Origin of the sequence: Streptomyces sp. NPDC005435 (assembly GCF_040703155.1) — a bacterium.
Classification (GTDB): Bacteria; Actinomycetota; Actinomycetes; order Streptomycetales; family Streptomycetaceae; genus Streptomyces.
In genome coordinates this window covers 243,361-259,372 of record NZ_JBEXEQ010000008.1, presented here as the reverse complement: position 1 = coordinate 259,372, position 16,012 = coordinate 243,361, and the positions used below count along the sequence as shown (strand labels likewise).

14 protein-coding genes are annotated in these 16,012 nt (G+C 72.8%); 9 read left to right on the top strand and 5 right to left on the bottom strand.

The features are described from left to right. The first annotated feature begins 2 nt into the window (after positions 1–2). Positions 3–2,510: an HAD-IC family P-type ATPase gene (locus AB0898_RS12860; protein WP_366802922.1), complete on the top strand. Its 2,508-nt coding sequence runs from the start codon at positions 3–5 to the stop codon at positions 2,508–2,510. On the opposite strand, the gene AB0898_RS12855 is transcribed toward AB0898_RS12860, so the two are convergent. Beyond that, positions 2,501–4,078, bottom strand: coding sequence for an LCP family protein (locus tag AB0898_RS12855; protein ID WP_366802921.1), 1,578 nt, complete (start codon positions 4,076–4,078; stop codon positions 2,501–2,503). The two genes, AB0898_RS12860 and AB0898_RS12855, sit on opposite strands and share 10 nt — an antisense overlap. 144 nt (positions 4,079–4,222) lie before the next feature. Here AB0898_RS12855 and tatA point away from each other — a divergent pair, with 144 nt between their 5' ends. Next, a complete protein-coding gene (gene tatA, locus AB0898_RS12850) occupies positions 4,223–4,465 on the top strand; it encodes a Sec-independent protein translocase subunit TatA (RefSeq protein WP_366802920.1) in 243 nt (80 codons plus the stop codon). 184 nt (positions 4,466–4,649) lie between these two features. Here tatA and AB0898_RS12845 read toward each other — a convergent pair whose 3' ends face one another. After that, a complete protein-coding gene (locus AB0898_RS12845) occupies positions 4,650–5,099 on the bottom strand; it encodes a DUF6114 domain-containing protein (protein ID WP_366802919.1) in 450 nt (149 codons plus the stop codon). Beyond that, on the bottom strand, positions 5,099–5,791 hold the full coding sequence (locus AB0898_RS12840; RefSeq protein WP_366802918.1) for a DUF6230 family protein: 693 nt from the start codon (positions 5,789–5,791) through the stop codon (positions 5,099–5,101). Before AB0898_RS12840 ends, AB0898_RS12845 begins: the two co-directional genes overlap by 1 nt. Positions 5,792–6,307: 516 nt before the next feature. Here AB0898_RS12840 and AB0898_RS12835 point away from each other — a divergent pair. Beyond that, a complete protein-coding gene (locus tag AB0898_RS12835) occupies positions 6,308–6,961 on the top strand; it encodes a Tat pathway signal sequence domain protein (protein ID WP_366802917.1) in 654 nt (217 codons plus the stop codon). Positions 6,962–6,979: 18 nt separating this feature from the next. Here AB0898_RS12835 and AB0898_RS12830 read toward each other — a convergent pair whose 3' ends face one another. Further along, positions 6,980–7,987 (bottom strand): lytic polysaccharide monooxygenase, encoded by a 1,008-nt coding sequence (locus tag AB0898_RS12830; protein ID WP_366802916.1) that lies wholly within the window; start codon positions 7,985–7,987, stop codon positions 6,980–6,982. 364 nt (positions 7,988–8,351) lie between these two features. On the opposite strand from AB0898_RS12830, the gene AB0898_RS12825 reads away from it, so the two are divergent. The 3 genes from AB0898_RS12825 to cyc2 all read left to right on the top strand — a co-directional run bounded on the left by AB0898_RS12825 (position 8,352) and on the right by cyc2 (position 12,510). Continuing rightward, complete coding sequence (locus AB0898_RS12825; protein ID WP_366802915.1) at positions 8,352–8,999, top strand: ScbR family autoregulator-binding transcription factor; 648 nt, start codon at positions 8,352–8,354, stop codon at positions 8,997–8,999. A gap of 21 nt (positions 9,000–9,020) precedes the next feature. After that, positions 9,021–10,211: a damage-control phosphatase ARMT1 family protein gene (locus AB0898_RS12820; RefSeq protein ID WP_366802914.1), complete on the top strand. Its 1,191-nt coding sequence runs from the start codon at positions 9,021–9,023 to the stop codon at positions 10,209–10,211. A 139-nt stretch (positions 10,212–10,350) separates the two neighbouring features. Next, entirely contained in the window at positions 10,351–12,510 is a 2,160-nt protein-coding gene (gene cyc2, locus AB0898_RS12815) for a germacradienol/geosmin synthase Cyc2 (RefSeq protein WP_366802913.1), read from the top strand. Positions 12,511–12,583: 73 nt separating this feature from the next. Here cyc2 and AB0898_RS12810 read toward each other — a convergent pair whose 3' ends face one another. Further along, positions 12,584–13,315: a glutamine amidotransferase-related protein gene (locus tag AB0898_RS12810; protein WP_366802912.1), complete on the bottom strand. Its 732-nt coding sequence runs from the start codon at positions 13,313–13,315 to the stop codon at positions 12,584–12,586. A 94-nt stretch (positions 13,316–13,409) separates the two neighbouring features. Here AB0898_RS12810 and AB0898_RS12805 point away from each other — a divergent pair, with 94 nt between their 5' ends. The 3 genes from AB0898_RS12805 to AB0898_RS12795 all read left to right on the top strand — a co-directional run bounded on the left by AB0898_RS12805 (position 13,410) and on the right by AB0898_RS12795 (position 15,965). After that, on the top strand, positions 13,410–14,276 hold the full coding sequence (locus AB0898_RS12805; protein WP_366802911.1) for a LysR family transcriptional regulator: 867 nt from the start codon (positions 13,410–13,412) through the stop codon (positions 14,274–14,276). A gap of 86 nt (positions 14,277–14,362) precedes the next feature. Continuing rightward, positions 14,363–14,926, top strand: coding sequence for a PDZ domain-containing protein (locus AB0898_RS12800; RefSeq protein WP_366802910.1), 564 nt, complete (start codon positions 14,363–14,365; stop codon positions 14,924–14,926). A 97-nt stretch (positions 14,927–15,023) separates the two neighbouring features. Next, positions 15,024–15,965, top strand: coding sequence for an amidohydrolase family protein (locus AB0898_RS12795; RefSeq protein ID WP_366802909.1), 942 nt, complete (start codon positions 15,024–15,026; stop codon positions 15,963–15,965). The last annotated feature ends 47 nt before the right edge of the window (positions 15,966–16,012 follow it).

The following is a 16,012-nucleotide window of genomic DNA, read 5'->3' as shown; positions in this document are numbered from 1 at the left end:
CCGTGCCGGACACAGCACTCGCACTCCTGCGGCGCCTGGAGACCGGCCCGCGCGGACTGACCGACACCGAGGCCGCCGCGCGGCTCGCCGCCCTCGGCGAGAACGCCCCCGCCCGCCCCGCCGGACCCTCCTGGCCGCGCCGCTCGGCCCGCGCCCTGCGCGACCCCTTCACCGCCCTGCTGCTGACCCTCGGTCTGGTCTCCGCCTGCGTCGCCTCCTGGCGCACCGCCTCCGTCATCCTCGCCCTCGTCGCCGTCAGCTGCGCGCTGCGCGTGACCGGCGAACGCCGCGCCGACCGCGCCCTGGCCGCGCTGCGCGGGCTCGTCACGGGCACGGCCACCGTGCTGCGCCGCACCGGCGAATCGACCGAGCCGCGCGCCCGCGAGGTGCCGGTCGCCGACCTGGTGCCCGGCGACGTCGTACGGCTCGGCCCCGGCGACCTGGTGCCCGCCGACGTACGGCTGCTGCGCGCGCGGGGACTGACCGTGCGTGAGGACGCGCTGACCGGGGAGTCCGCGCCGGTGCCCAAACACGCCGCCGACCCGCCCGCGCCGGGCAGCGACGCCCATCTGTGCTTCCAGGGCTGCGCGGTGGCCCAGGGCAGCGCCACCGCCGTCGTGGTGGAGACCGGCCCGCGCACCCGGTTCGCCGCCGCCCAGCGGGCCCCGCTGCGACGGGAGCCGAGCGCCTTCGACCGGTCCGTGCACGGCATCTCCTGGGTGCTGGTCCGCTTCGTCCTGCTCACCCCGCCCCTCGTCCTCATGGCCGCCGCCGCGCTGCACGGCCGGGGCGTGGCCACCCTGCCGTTCGCCGTGGCGGTCGCCGTCGGGCTCACCCCCGAGATGCTCCCGGTGATCGTCACCAGCTGCCTCGCCCGGGCCGCCGCGCTGCTCGCCCGTACGCACCAGGTGGTCGTACGACGGCTGCCCGCGCTGCACGACCTCGGCGCCGTCGACGTGCTGTGCGTCGACAAGACCGGCACCCTCACCGAGGACCGGCCCGTCGTCGCCGCCGCGCTCGGACCGGACGGCCGGGCCGACCCCGAGGTGCTGCGCTGGGCCGCCGTCAACTCCTGGTGGACCCTGCAACTGGCCGAACCGCCCGCCCCCGACGCCCTCGACGAGGCCCTGCTCAGCGCCGCCGGACCCGTCGGCGAGGAGTACGACGGCATCGCCGTGCTGCCCTTCGACCCGGCCCACCGCATGGCCACGGCCCTCGTCGCGGGCGGCGGACTCGGACGCCATGTGCTGGTCGCCAAGGGCGCGGTGGAGGACGTACTGGACCGCTGCGCGCTGCCCGAGGACGAACACCGGCGGCTGCTCGCACTGGCCGCCCGCCAGGCCGAGTCCGGGCTGCGGGTGCTCGCCGTCGCGACCGCCGAACGCCCGGCCGCCGTACGGCCCTGCCGCGCGGCCGACGTACGCGGGCTCACCTTCCGGGGCCTGGTCGGCTTCCGCGACGAACTCGCCCCCGGCGCCGCCGAGGCACTGCGCGACCTGGCCGCGCTCGGCGTCACCGTGCACGTCCTCACCGGCGACCACCCGGCCACCGCCGCCCGCGTCTGCCGTGACCTGGGGCTGGAGGTGGTGGAGGCGGCGCCGGCGTCCGCGGTGGACGCGACCGGGGCCGGGGGCGTACGGGTCGTCGCGCGCTGCACCCCCGAGGACAAGGCGCGCATCGTCACCGGGCTGCGCGAGGCCGGGCACACCGTCGGCTTCCTCGGCGACGGCGTCAACGACGTGCCCGCGCTGCACGCCGCCGACGTGGGACTCGCCCCGCGCGACGCGGTGGCCGTGGCCCGGGAGAGCGCCGACGTGGTGCTCGGCCGCAAGGACCTCACCGCGATCGGGCACGCGGTCGTCGCGGGCCGGCACAGCAGCGCGAACATCGCCTCCTACCTGCGCGTCACGCTCTCCTCCAACCTGGGCAACGTCCTCGCCATGCTCGGCGCCGGACTGCTGCTGCCCTTCCTGCCGATGCTCCCGGCGCAGGTGCTCGCGCAGAACCTGTGCTTCGACGCGGCCCAGCTGGCCTTCGCGCACGACCGCCCGGACCGCGCGGTGCTGCGCCGGCCGACCCGGCTGCGGCCGCCCGCCTTCCTGCGCTTCATCACCGGATTCGGGCTGCTCAACGCGGTCGCGGACCTCGCCACCTTCGCCGTGCTCGCCCTCACCCCGCACGGCGACACCGTGCCGGGCAGCCGGATGCTGTTCCACTCGGCCTGGTTCACCGAGAACCTGCTCACCCAGGCCCTGGTGATGGTCCTGCTGCGCACCGGGCGCCGGGTGGCCGGGCGCCGCCGCCCCGGCCCGGTCGGCTGGTCGGCCGCCGCGCTGGCCGCCGCCGGGCTGCTGATCCCGCTCTCCCCGCTGGGCGCCGCCCTGCGCATGACGGGCCTGCCCGCCGTCCACTACGCGCTGCTCGCCGCCGTCCTCGGGGTGTACGCCCTCGCGCTGGCCGTGGCCCGGGCCCGCCACGACCGGCGCGGGTCAGGTGCGTCTCAGCCGTAGGTCAGGTTGTCGCACGGGTTCTCGTCCGCCGAGCGCGCGTCGTCGGCCACGGTGCTCGGCACCTTGGCGGGGGCCGCGGAGGCCGAGGCGGCGGTGGCGTACGACTGGCCGAGGACCACGTTGATGCGGGCCGCGCCGATCTGTTCGAGCGTGGCGCCCGGGAACGCCTTGGCCACGGTCTGCGCCTGGCTCGCGAGTCCGGGGCCGTACTGCACGACCGTCGTCGCGTGGTCCTGGGAGGTCGCGGTGGCCGTGCCGGTGACGGTGAACCCGTCGGCGGTCAGCAGCTGGGCGCCCTTGGCGCCGAGGCCGGTCACCGTGGTGCCGTTGTAGACCGCCACGCTGATGCCCGCGCCCGAGACCGGCTCCGCCGAGGGGGTGGGGGAGGCGGACGCCTGCGCGCCCTTGTGCTTCCTGCCCTTCTTGCCGCTGGCGTCCTTGCCGTCGATCGTGCGGTCGTCCTTCAGCGCGGCCCACAGCTCGCTCGCGTCGGGCTCCACCACCGCCACCCGTGAACCCGAGTACCGCCAGGGGATGGTGATGAACTTGGTGTTGTGCAGGTCGATGCCCTTCATCGACATCGCGAAGGAGAGCAGCTTGTCGGCGGAGCCGAGACCGGGGTCCACGGTCAGCGACTTGGTGGCCGCCGTCGCCAGCGGGAGCAGCCGGGTCGGGGTGAAGCCCTTGGTCTTGACCTCCTTCAGGAGGCTCGCGATGAACGCCTGCTGCCGCTTGATACGGCCGATGTCCGAGCCGTCGCCGATGCCGTGCCGCAGCCGTACGTAGTCCAGCGCCTGCTTGCCCGCCACCTTCTGCTCGCCCTTGGGGAAGAGCAGCGAGCCCCGGGTGGCGCGGTTGGGGTTGAGGTCCTTCTCGTACACGTCGTTCGGCAGACAGACCTTGACGCCGCCGACGACCTCGGTGAGCGAGGCGAAGCCCTTGAAGTCCACGACCACCGTGTGGTCCACGCGCAGTCCGGTCAGCTGCTCGACGGTGTTCTGGGTGCAGGCCGGGTTGCCCTTGTCGGTCTCGCCGACGGAGAAGGCCGCGTTGAACATGGTGTTCTGCTGGGTCTGGGTCCAGGTGCCGTTCGGCAGCTTGCAGGGCGGGATGGTGACCAGGGTGTCGCGCGGTATCGACACCGCGAGCGCGTGCTGGTGGTCGGCGTATATGTGCAGCAGCAGAGTGGTGTCGGAGCGCCCTATGGCGGTCTTGTCGCCGCCGCCCAGGGCCGCGTTGCCGTCGGTGCGCGCGTCCGAGCCGATCACGAGGACGTTCTCACCCTTGGACGAGCCCGCGGCGGGCCGGTTGTCGGAGAGGCCGCCGGAGTCGAAGGTGCGGATGTCGCCGTCGAGCTGGAGATACAGCCAGCCCGCCCCGGCGGTGACCAGCACGGCCACGGACAGGAACACGACGAGGACCGTGCGCAGCTTGCGGCCACGCTTGCGGCGCCGGTCCCGGGCCGTGGCGCGCGGGGACTCGGCCCCGTCGCCCGGGCCGCTGCGGTCGCCGCGGTCGCCGCCGCGCCGTCGCGACGGTGCCGTGCCCCGGCTGCTGGTGATACTCATCGGCGCCCTCTTGTGTCTCACCCTAGGTTGTACAGTTGCGCAATGTAGCAATCATTACTGAGCGGGCCGGCGGCGCGGGAGCCCCGGCCGTCAGGAAGCACGTGAGAAAAACACGTGAACACCCGTGAGAGAGGGAGGGCGGTCATGCTCCGCAACGGACTCGAACCCTGGCACCTGCTGGTCGTCGCGATCGTATTCATCGTGCTGTTCGGCTCCCGGAAGCTGCCGGACACCGCCCGCGCGCTGGGCAAGTCCATGCGCATCCTCAAGAGCGAGGCCAAGGCGATGAAGACGGAGGACGCGGCGCCGGGTGCCGGTGCCGCTCCCGCTGGTCCGGCCGGTACGGCCGCCGGGACGAGCGCGGCGGAGCAGCCGACCGTACGGTGAACGCGCCGTGGCCCCGCCCGGGTTCCCGTGTCACCTGATCGAAGGACGGGGACTCGCGCGGGGTTCAGCCGGTCGTACGACGTCCGGCGCCGAGACGGCTTCCGGCGCCGGAGCTGAGGCAGCTTCCGGCGCCGGTTGCGTATGCCGGGCCCTAGGGGGAGACACCCCCTAGGGCCCCGCGGGCTCAGGCCGCCTTCTCCACGCCCTTGCTCGGATCATCGGCCAGGGCACGGGCCCGTCTGCGGCGCTCCCGCCGGGAGACACGGGGCTCCTGGTCGGGGAGCCAGCCGAAGGCCAGGCAGGCACCGGTCGCGCCGAGGAGCAGACCGATGAAGAAGCCGCCCAGGTTGGACGTGATCCAGGTGCCCAGCGAGAACAGGATGCCGGTCAGCGCGTAGAAGAGCCGCTGCGCGGGGTTGAACAGGATGAGCAGCCCGAGCAGCACCATCAGCGTGGGCAGCAGATAGCCGGCCACCCCCTGGATGCCGATGTGCATGACGACCTTCAGCGAGGCCTTCTCGGTGAGCAGGATCTCGGCCCCGCCCAGGGCGAGCAGCAGCCCGCCCCAGAACGGCCGGCCGCCCCGCCAGGCGCGGAACGCCGCTCGCGTGGACCGCCGTGGACGCTCCGCCATCAGCAGCCCGAGTCGCTGAAGCGCAGGTTGAGCCCCGGCAGCTTGAACACAGCCGCCGTGGTGGCGTAGTTGGTCTGCCGCAGGTTGTCGATGTGCACGGTGTCGGCCTGCTGGCTGAAGACGCCGATCGGGCCCTTGGCGTTCGCCTTGTCGAGCGTGCTCGCGTCGTTGCCGATCTCGATGTTCTTGAACGCCGCGTCGCCCGACAGCTTGGTCGAGTCCGTGGTGAGGTCCGTCGCGGACACCCGGTTCTTGCCGCTGCCCGCCGTGATGAGCAGGTTGGTGCCGCCGAGGTCGACGCTCTGGCACAGCTTGGTGAGCTTGGCCTTCTTGATCGCGGACGTGACGACCAGCACCTGGCCGCCGGTGTCGCCGGCGTTGGGGCTGCCGTCCGCCATGTTGTCCAGGCCGCCGAACTGCTCGAAGCCGGTGCCGTCCAGCTCGGTGGCCGTGACGGTGAACGGCATTCCGGAGATCGCGAACTGCACGCCCAGCGCTCCCTGGGCGGTGAAGACGGCGAGAGCGGCGGCGACCAGCGTCGCCGGCACCGCGAGGACGGCGGCACGGCGCAGCCGGACCCGCCCGCGTCTGCCGTCCCCGGCGGCGGCCGGGTCCGGGGACGACGCGGGGGAACCGCCGTCCGGGTTCTCTGGGGTGTGGTCGGCGGACGCGAAGTCCGGGGACGAGGCCATGTCTGCTCCCATGGGCACGGATCAATGCGGGTTGGGCTTCAGGTGGCGCGTTGTCCTGGCGCGGACAGCGGCTGCCGCGAACGCCGTCCCCGCACTCCCGGCGGGCTCGGGGGCTGTCGTGTTACGCGGCGGTAGCCTGCCAGGAAGTTACCGCCGGTTACTTTGAAGGGTCAAGGGAGTTGTGAAAAACGGGTGTGCAAACTGCGCGCACCGCACGGGAGTTGGTGGACGCGGGGTTGTTGGACGGCTCGCCGCACGTTCACCGATTCCCTCAATTGCCTTGCGCCGTATTGACGTTGACGAACCATCAGGTCTACAACTCTCCCTGGTTTCCCCTGGGTCCGTGGCGCCGGACCCGCCGCGCGGCGTCGGCCGCGTTCCCGGCACCCGTCCGCTTCGGCAGCCGCCCCGTGACCCCTGGTCGCCGCACCTCGGCCGGCTCTGCCGCGCGGCATCGCACACGGCACCGTCAGCGCCCCACCCCGCACTCCCCCCACGTCGAAGAGAGGCACCCGTATGCGCACCCGCACGCTCCTCGCCCTCGCCGGTACCGCCACCGCGCTCGCCCTCACCGCGGCCGTCCCCGCCTCGGCCGACGGCACCGCCGTCCTGACCACGGGCGGCCCCGGCGGCACCGCCGTCGCGGTCGGCGACACCCTCAGCGCCCCGCTGGCCTCCGGCACCTCCGCCACGCTCTACTCCAGCGCCACCGGCACCAGCGGAGTCGTCTGCACGTCCTCCCAGTTCACCGCGAGCGTCACCGGCAACCCGGACGCGCCCGGCACGGCCACCGAGTCGGTCACCGGGCACAGCTTCGACAGCTCCAGCTGTTCCAGCAACGTCGTCGGCGTGCTCGGCGTCAGCGGCATCACCGTCGACAACCTGCCGTACACCGCGTCGGTCGCCTCGGACGGCACCCTCACGGTGCTGCCCGCCGCCGGGTCCACCATCCAGACCACGGTCAAGCTGCGCACCCTGCTGGGCAGCATCACCTGCGTCTACCAGGCGCCGAGCCTGAACGGCAAGGCCGACAACGCCGACAGCGGCATCGCCTTCACCAACCAGCAGTTCACCAAGGTGTCCGGCTCGTCGCTGTGCTTCGCGAACGGCTACTTCACGGCCAAGTACGCGCCGGTCAGCGACAACGGGGCGGCGGTCTCCGTCAACTGACCGCTAGCGTTCGGGCGTTCAGCGCCGGCGCCGCAGCCGGGGCAGGAACGCCACCGCCGCGGTGATCAGCAGCACCCCCGCCGCGCCGGCCGCCAGCAACGGAGCCGAGGGGCCCGCGTCCGCGCGGGTCGCCTCGGCCACCGGCGTGCTGTCGTCCGAGGTGACCGGCGCGTAGGAGGCGTCCCTGCGCGGCTCGCCGCTCGAACCGCTCGCCGACGGGCTGGGGGACGCCGACGGCTTCGGATGCGCGGAGTGGGTGCGGGAGGGGGAGGCGGACGGCTTCTCGGCGGGCTCCTTCTTCGCCGCCTTCGCGCCGGCGCCCGACGCGGAACCGCCGCCCGACGCCGAGCCGTTGCCCGAACCCGAGCCCGACCCCGATCCGGAGAACACGACGTCGGAGCAGGAGTAGTAGGTGTCCGGCGTGCTGGTGGTCTGCCAGATCGTGTACAGCATCTGACGGCCCGTCCGGCCGCTCGGCAGGGTCGCCCGGATGTGGTACGCCCCGTTCGTCAGCGGCGGGTCCTTGACCTCGGCGAAGGGGGTGGCGGGCAGATCGGACCACTTCAGCGGCTTCGTCGGGTCGTAACCGGGCCTGGACAGATACAGCTTGAACGTTCCGGCGTGCGCGATGGGGGAGGTGTACGTCATCGTCATCGACGCGCCCGCCGTCAGCCGCGTGGCCGGGAAGTCCGCGCGCGCCAGGTCCAGACCCCGGTAGGCGGACAGGTTCCCGCTGCACAGCTTGCCGTCCGGAATCACCTGCCGGTCACGGCCGTTGACGCCCGGCACCCGCAGGTTGTCCCACGCGGCGAAGGACGTGCCGCCGTTCGCCGCGATCGCCGCCCGGCAGGCGGCCGTACCCGCGCTGCCGCCGTCGGGGGAGCAGGCGTACACCCGGCTGACCGGGGAGGTGGGGGCGCCGTGCGCCAGGGCGGGGGTGGCCGTCCACGGCAGCAGCAGGAGCGGGGCCGTCGCGGCGGCCGCCGTGACGCTCAGGCGGGCGGTCGTCCGGGTCAACCGGGTCATCCGGGACGTCTCCTCGGCGCGGGAACAAAGGCTGTCCCCACCAGTACGCGGGAGGGCGCCGTGCCGTTCAGACCGACCGCGCGGGCTGTTTCCACCCGCGTAGCGTCACCGTGCTCATCTGCCGGGCGAGCGCGCTCACATGGCTCGATTCCTACCGCGCGACACAAGCGGAGCCGCTCAACTCCCTTGAAGGAGTGCGGAAATGGCACGTATCGCGCCGCCGGACGGAAGCGATGCCGGGCTTGAGGGAAGTGGCCGAAATCCATTGCGTCTTACTGGACTCCCGTTCCCCTGCGGTGAGTTATCGTATGCGCGGGGTTAAAACAAACCGCGTGTCCCGTTCGTTCATGAGAGGGGTCGGTCGATGGCGAGGCAACTGCGCGCTGAACAGACCCGGGCGACGATCATCGCGGCCGCCGCCGATCTCTTCGACCGGCAGGGCTACGAATCCACCAGTCTGAGTGACATCGTGGGGCACGCGGGTGTCACCAAGGGCGCGTTGTACTTCCACTTCGCCGCCAAGGAGGACCTCGCCCACGCGATCCTGGAACTCCAGGCGGCCGCCGTACGGCAGGTGGTGGCCGACGCCGAGAACCGGGGCCGCTCCTCCCTGGAATGCCTGATGCGCACGACCTTCGGCATCGCCCGGCTCGCCGTCGACGACCCGGTGCCCCGCGCCGGGCTCCGGCTCGTCACCGCCGATGTGTCCGTACGGCCGCCACTGCGTCATCCGTTCACCGAATGGCTGGAGTTCGCGACCCGCAAGTTCGCCGGCGCCGTCAAGGACTCGGATCTGCACCCCGACGTGGACGCCGGAACCGTCGCCCACTCCCTCGTCTGCTTCTTCGTCGGCACCCGGGTCGCGGGACGCTCCATCGAACCGGTCTCGCGGCTGCCGCGCAGGGTGGCCGAGATGTGGTTCCTGCTGCTCAGGGGCCTGGTCCCGGTGCACCGCCGCCCCCGCTATCTCGCCCTCGCCACGCAGCTGGAGCGGGAGATCAGGGCCGCCTGACCGGCGGGGTACGGTGACGGCATGCCCGACGCCCCCACCGCCCCCCTGATCACCGGCGCCGCACCCGGCTCCTTCCCGCACAGCGTGCTGGCCGAGCGGCACCCCGCGATCATCCGCCAGGTGCGGGACGCCCTCCCCTACGGCCCCGCACAGCACCGCGCGCTGGACGGCCTGCTCCGCTCCTGCGCCGACGGCGTCATCGAGGACCTGCCCGAGGAGACGGACCCCGCCGACCGTGCCCGCTGGCACGCCTGGGGTCTCGCCGAGTACGTGGGCAAGTCCTGGTACGACGCGCCCTGGCTGTGGTCCGAGAGCTACTTCTACCGCGTACTCCTCGACGCCGTCGGCTACTTCGCCCCCGGCCCCTGGCAGGGCATCGACCCCTTCCGCCCCTTCAAGTACGCCGAACTCGGCGCCCCGGAGACCCAGGAGGAGCTGGCCGCGCTCGACGCGCTTGAGGGCAAGCCGGCCGGGGAGCGCGGCCGCGCCCTGCTGCACGGCTCGCTCTGGGGCAACCGCGCCGACCTCAGCTTCCGGCTCTCCGCCGAGGGCGCCCGGTCGCGCGCCGCCACACCGGGCCTGGTCGCCGACGACAGCGACACCCTCTGGTCGCTGCTCCCGCCCGACGGCGCCGGCACGCTCTGCCTGGTCGCCGACAACGCGGGCCGCGAACTCGTCCCCGACCTGCTGCTGACCGCCCACCTCCTCGACGAGCACCGGATCGCCCGCGCCGTCCTCTACGTCAAGCCCTGGCCGTACTACGTCTCCGACGCCACGACCGCCGACGTGGTGGACGCGCTGACCCGCCTGCGGTCCGCGTCCGGGGCCGCCGCCGCGTACGGCGACACCCTGTGGCGGGCCATGGCGGACGGCCGTCTCACCGTACGCACCCACCCCTTCCTCGCCTCCCCCCTGCCGTACACCGACCTGCCGGACGACCTGCGCGCCGAGTTCGCCGAAGCCCGGCTGACCCTCTTCAAGGGCGACCTCAACTACCGCCGCCTGGTCGGCGACCGGTACTGGCCGCCCACCACGCCCTTCCGCGACGTGACCGCCTATTTCCCCGGCCCCGTCGCCACCCTGCGCACCCTCAAGTCCGACGTGATCACCGGCCTGCCGGCCGCCACCGAGACCGCGCTGAACGCGGCCGAGGGACGGTCCTGGCGCACCAGTGGTACCCACGCGCTGATCCAGGTCGATCCCCGGATGTGACATGAGGGTGCCCGTCGGCTGTCCCGTCCAACGGCAGGAGGGGTTCCGGAAGTTCCCGAATGCCGGGAGGGTTCACGCGATGGTGTGATCGTCCGGTGTGCGAAGGATGACCCGTTCGGCCGCCGGGCAGGACCCGGGCATGACGCAGCCGTTCGAACTCCCGAACTTCTACATGCCGTATCCCGCGCGGCTCAACCCCCATGTCGACGAGGCGCGCGCCCACTCGACCGCGTGGGCGCGCGAGATGGGGATGCTGGAAGGCTCCGGGATCTGGGACCAGGCCGACCTGGAGGCGCACGACTACGGCCTGCTGTGCGCCTACACCCACCCCGACTGCGACGGGCCCGCGCTCTCGCTGATCACCGACTGGTACGTGTGGGTGTTCTTCTTCGACGACCACTTCCTGGACATGTACAAACGCACCCAGGACCGCGCCGCGGGCAAGGCGCACCTGGACCGGCTGCCGCTGTTCATGCCGCTCGACCTCGAAACCCCCGTCCCGGAGCCGGAGAACCCGGTGGAGGCGGGCCTCGCCGACCTGTGGGCGCGCACGGTGCCGGCCATGTCGGCGGACTGGCGGCGCCGCTTCGCCGTCGCGACCGAGCATCTGCTCAACGAGTCGCTGTGGGAGCTGTCCAACATCAACGAGGGCCGGATCGCCAACCCGGTCGAGTACATCGAGATGCGCCGCAAGGTGGGCGGCGCCCCCTGGTCGGCCGGGCTCGTGGAGTACGCGACGGCCGAGGTGCCCGCGTCGGTCGCCGAGAGCCGTCCGCTGCGCGTCCTGATGGAGACCTTCTCCGACGCCGTCCACCTGCGCAACGACCTCTTCTCCTACCAGCGCGAGGTCGAGGACGAGGGGGAGAACAGCAACGGCGTCCTGGTCCTGGAGACGTTCTTCGACTGCACCACCCAGCAGGCCGCCGACACCGTCAACGACATCCTGACCTCACGCCTGCACCAGTTCGAGCACACCGCGCTCACCGAGGTCCCCGCCGTCGCCCTGGAGAACGGGCTCCGGCCGGACGAGGTGGCCGCAGTCGCCGCGTACACCAAGGGACTCCAGGACTGGCAGAGCGGCGGCCATGAATGGCATCTGCGGTCGAGCCGCTACATGAACAAGGGGGCACGCTCCAGCTCCCCCTGGCAGCTCCCGAGCGGTCCGGGCGCGTCCGCGGCCGACGTGGGCGCCCTGCTCGCCTCGGCGGCGAACGAGCGGCTGCGGCGGCACACCCATGTGCCGTTCCAGAAGGTCGGGCCCTCCCTGCTGCCCGAGTTCCACATGCCGTTCCCGCTGGAGCTGAGCCCCCACGCCGACACCTCGCGCCGCAACCTGGTCACCTGGTGCACCCGCATGGGCATCCTCGGCGAGGGCGTCTGGGACGAGGACAAACTCGCCGCCTACGACCTGGCGCTCTGCTCCGCCGGACTGGACCCCGACGCCACCGCCGAGGGCCTCGACCTCAGCGCCCAGTGGCTCGCCTGGGGCACCTACGGCGACGACTACTACCCCCTCGTCTACGGCCACCGCCGCGACCTCGCCGCCGCCCGCCTCACCACCGCCCGGCTCTCCGCGTGCATGTCTCTTGAGGGGCCGCCGGAGATCGTGCCGGCCAACGCGATGGAGCGCGCGCTGATCGACCTGTGGGAGCGGACCACGGCCCCGATGACCGCCGAGCAGCGGGTCACCCTCAAGGCCGCGGTGGACGTGATGACCGAGAGCTGGGTGTGGGAGCTGTCCAACCAGCTCCAGAACCGCGTCCCGGACCCGGTCGACTACCTGGAGATGCGCCGGGCCACCTTCGGCTCCGACCTCACCCTGAGCATGTGCCGTGCGGGCCGGGGCCCCGCCATCCCGCCCGAGGTCTACGCCAGCGGCCCGGTGCGCTCGCTGGAGAACGCGGCCATGGACTACGCCTGCCTGCTCAACGACGTGTTCTCGTACCAGAAGGAGATCGAGTACGAGGGCGAGATCCACAACGCGATCCTCGTCGTGCAGAACTTCTTCGGCGTCGACTATCCGGCCGCGCTCGCCGTCGTCCACGATCTGATGACCCAGCGCATGGAACAGTTCGAGCATGTGGTCGCCCATGAACTCCCCGTGCTCTACGAGGACTTCAAGCTGTCCGAGGAGGCCCGCGCGGAGATGGGGCTCTATGTGCTCGACCTCCAGAACTGGCTGGCCGGCATCCTCAACTGGCATCGCTCGGTGGACCGTTACAAGGCGGAGTGGCTGGGCGGCCGGGCCCACCGGTTCGTCCCCGGACAGGCTCCGGCGCGGCTCCAGCTGATCGGCTGACGGAGCCCTCCCGCGCGCGGGCGGACCGGGGGCGGGCGACGGGACCCGGGCTGGGCGGGTCAGTCGGCCCAGGTCAGGCGGGCTGGGCGGTCTTCGCGGCGTGCTCGACCGCCGCCCGGCCCAGCGCCCGGATCATCGGGTGCGGGCGGGAGCCGTCGCCGTACAGCTCCGGCTGGAACAGGGAGGCCAGGAAGAAGGGGTGGTCCGGGAGTTCGGCGACCCGGACCTGCCCGTCCGTGTCGTGCCCGGAGAACCGCATGCCGTGGGCGCGCAGCGTGTCGAGATGACGGGAGGGGCCGTAGGAGCAGAAGTACCGCTCGACCGTGCGCGGCGAGCCGATCACCGACTCGGCCAGGGAGCCCGCCTCCAGGACGACCGTCGCCTCGTGTCCCACCAGGGAGCAGGCCAGCGGCTCGATCAGCAGGTCCTCGGCGCCGGGGTCGTTCTCGGCGTGCGCGACACCGGTCAGCCCGCAGGCGTTGCGCGCGAACTCCAGCAGGGTGTGCTGGAAGCCGCCGCAGGTGCCGAGGAACGGGATGCCCTCCTCCCGCGCGGTGCGGACGGCCGCGAGCACACCCGCCTCACTGCGGTACGGGCTGCCCGGCAGCACCCACACCGCGTCGAAGCCGCGTACCGCGCCCGGGGCCTCGGCGTCCTCCGTGGGAATCCAGTAGGCGTCCAGGACCAGCCGGTCCCGTTCGGCGAGGGCGTCGAGGAGGCGCGGAATCCGGGTGTGGGAGACGACGTTGGGGGAGCGGTCGCCGACGAGGGCGACGGTGGCGGTGCGTACTGCGGTTTCGGTCATGACAGCCATCCTGGGCGGCCACCGCCGTTCACGTCCAACGATGATTCATGCATGGTTGATAAGAGATGCTGATGGGCGTGGGATGCTGTGGATCATGGACCCGCATCTGCTGCGCACCTATGTCACGGTGGCGCGACTCGCCTCGTTCTCCGCCGCCGCACGGGAGCTGGGGTACACGCAGTCGGCGGTCTCCCAGCACATTGCCGCCCTCGAACAGGACCTGGGCGCACCGCTGTTGACGCGCCGCCCGGTCGTCCCGACGCCGGCGGGCCACCGGCTGCTGGAGCACGCGGCCCCGCTGCTGCTGCGCCTGGACGCCGCCCGCGCCGACGTGATCCGCATGGCCGCGGCGCCGCCGAGCGGGGTGACCCTGGCGACCACCTCGACGGCACTCGGCCCGCGCGTGCTCGCCGCGCTCCCGGCGTCGGGCGTGAGCGTCCAGGTGCTCGGCCGGGGCGAGATCCCCGCCGCCGTCGCCACCGGGCACGCCGACCTCGGCCTGGTCGACGGCCCGGCGGCGCCCAGCGACCCGTTGCAGCTGCCCGACGTGGCCCCGCTGACCGCGCACCCTGTCGCCGAGGAGCCCCTCGCCGTCCTGCTGCCCATCGCCCACCCCCTCGCCGGGCGCCCCGGGCTGCGCCTGGCCGACCTCGCCGACGCCCGCTGGATCGACGCCCCCGACGCCGCCGTACCCCTTGCCCGGCTGCGCGCCGTGAACGGCGGCGGCGCCTTCCGGCCCGCCCTGGCCTACGCGGGCACCGATGTGCGGACCCTCACCGCGCTGATCGCGGCCGGCCACGGCCTCGCCCTGCTGCCCCGGTTCGCGGCCGCCGCCGCCTCGGGCACCGTCGCCGTACCGCTCGCCGCGCCCCGCCTGGTCCACCGCACCGAACTCCTGCACTCGGCCGCGCTCGCGGGCGCCGTCGGTGACCTGGTCGCGCGGCTGTCGGCAGACCGGTGACACTCCCCGCCCGCGTCGGTGTCACTCGTTCGTGGCTCGTCGGAGGCGCGTGACCTGGGTAGACCACCGGTGGAGGCGAACGAATCATGGAACAGAGTGTGTTGCGGGCGACGCCGATGCCCGGCCGGTGGCGGAGCGAGGACGCGCGGCCGGAGCCCGTCGAACGGGCGGCCACGGGCCGTCCGCACGGCGAGCGGCGGCGGGGTAGGCGGCTGTGGAGCGTGGTGCTCACCCTGTCCGCCGGCGGTGTGCTGGTGCTGTCCGGGGTGGGCCTCGGCATGGCCGGCACCAGTGCGCTCGGCCTCGGCGTCCACGGCGGGAAGCAGCGGCACATGGTTCCGTCCGCCCCCGTTCCCCCGGCGCCCGGGCCCGCCGAGGCCCGGTCCGGCGCCACGCTCGGCCTGGAAGCCGTGGACGCCGGACAAATGGGCGCGCTGATCACCGCCGTACACGTCCCCGGCCCCGGCTACACGGCGGGTCTGGTCCGCGGCGACGCCCTGATCCGCTTCGGCCCCACCCCGATCGCCACGGCCGCCGACCTGGCCCGGGCGGTCGCCCGCGCCCGCCCGGGCGCGGAGGTGACGGTGACCGTGCGCCATCGCGACGGGGCGGAGCAGCGGCTGACGGCGGTGCCGGGGGTGGTGACCTGACCGAGTCCCCGTACGGCGGCGTCCGCGTGGTGACCTTGCCGACCGCTCGTTACGGTCCAAGGGCATCTTCCGGAACGGGGCCGAAAGGGAACCTGCGATGGCGAACGCGGACCGTATCGACGTCCACACGCATGTGGTGCCCCCCTTCTGGGGCCAGGCACTGCCGAGTCATGGCGGCGACCCGTCGGGCTGGGCCACCCCGGCGTGGAGCCCGGAGGCGCACCTGGCGTACATGGACGACCAGCAGATCGCCACCAGCGTCCTGTCGCTGACCGCGCCGAGCGTGGTCGGCTGGGAGGGCGAGGAGCGCCGGGAGATGGCGCGCCGGGTGAACGAGTACGTGGCGGACCTGGTCACCCGGTACCCGGGCCGGTTCGGGAACTTCGCCACCGTTCCGCTGCCGGACGTCGAGGGCGCCGTGGCGGAGGCGGAGTACGCGCTGGACGAGCTGGGCGCCGACGGCGTCGTGCTCATGAGCAACTACGAGGGTTCCTACCTGGGCGACCCGAAGTTCGCGCCGCTGTGGGAGGCGCTGAACCGGCGGTCGGCCGTGGTGTTCATCCATCCGGCCCGCCCCCCGATCGAGACCCTCGGGGGTGTGCCGGGACCGCTGGTGGACTATCCGTTCGACACCACCCGGAACGCCGTGCAGATGGTGTTCACCGGGGTGCTGGACCGCAACCCGGACGCGAAGATCATCCTGGCGCACGCGGGCGGCTTCGTCCCGTACGCGGTGATGCGGTTCTGCGAGCTGCAGCCGGCCCTCGACCCCGGCGGCCCCACCACCGACGAACTGCTCGCGAAGTTCAAGCTGTTCTACTGGGACACCGCGCTGTCCTCCGGGCCGGACGCCTTCCCCAGCTTCCTGGCCTTCGCGGACCATGAACGCATCCTGTTCGGCAGCGACTTCCCCTACGCGCCCGCGCCCGTGGCGACGGCGTTCAACCATCTCCTGGACACGCACAGCGGTCTCACGGACGAGCAGAAGAAGGCCTTCAACCACGGCAACGCCAAGAGGATCTTCTCCCGCCTCGCCTGACGAGGACGGACGCACGAGACGCCACGCCCGTCCGGCAGGACGCGCCG

What these genes read in the sequence shown, in the direction of transcription:
- AB0898_RS12810 (WP_366802912.1), bottom strand. Translation starts at nt 13,315, where the DNA reads ATGACCGAAACCGCAGTACGCACCGCCACCGTCGCCCTCGTCGGCGAC.
- AB0898_RS12835 (WP_366802917.1), top strand. Translation starts at nt 6,308, where the DNA reads ATGCGCACCCGCACGCTCCTCGCCCTCGCCGGTACCGCCACCGCGCTC.
- AB0898_RS12845 (WP_366802919.1), bottom strand. Translation starts at nt 5,099, where the DNA reads ATGGCGGAGCGTCCACGGCGGTCCACGCGAGCGGCGTTCCGCGCCTGG.
- AB0898_RS12825 (WP_366802915.1), top strand. Translation starts at nt 8,352, where the DNA reads ATGGCGAGGCAACTGCGCGCTGAACAGACCCGGGCGACGATCATCGCG.
- AB0898_RS12805 (WP_366802911.1), top strand. Translation starts at nt 13,410, where the DNA reads ATGGACCCGCATCTGCTGCGCACCTATGTCACGGTGGCGCGACTCGCC.
- AB0898_RS12820 (WP_366802914.1), top strand. Translation starts at nt 9,021, where the DNA reads ATGCCCGACGCCCCCACCGCCCCCCTGATCACCGGCGCCGCACCCGGC.
- AB0898_RS12830 (WP_366802916.1), bottom strand. Translation starts at nt 7,987, where the DNA reads ATGACCCGGTTGACCCGGACGACCGCCCGCCTGAGCGTCACGGCGGCC.
- tatA (WP_366802920.1), top strand. Translation starts at nt 4,223, where the DNA reads ATGCTCCGCAACGGACTCGAACCCTGGCACCTGCTGGTCGTCGCGATC.
- AB0898_RS12840 (WP_366802918.1), bottom strand. Translation starts at nt 5,791, where the DNA reads ATGGCCTCGTCCCCGGACTTCGCGTCCGCCGACCACACCCCAGAGAAC.
- AB0898_RS12800 (WP_366802910.1), top strand. Translation starts at nt 14,363, where the DNA reads ATGGAACAGAGTGTGTTGCGGGCGACGCCGATGCCCGGCCGGTGGCGG.
- cyc2 (WP_366802913.1), top strand. Translation starts at nt 10,351, where the DNA reads ATGACGCAGCCGTTCGAACTCCCGAACTTCTACATGCCGTATCCCGCG.
- AB0898_RS12795 (WP_366802909.1), top strand. Translation starts at nt 15,024, where the DNA reads ATGGCGAACGCGGACCGTATCGACGTCCACACGCATGTGGTGCCCCCC.
- AB0898_RS12855 (WP_366802921.1), bottom strand. Translation starts at nt 4,078, where the DNA reads ATGAGTATCACCAGCAGCCGGGGCACGGCACCGTCGCGACGGCGCGGC.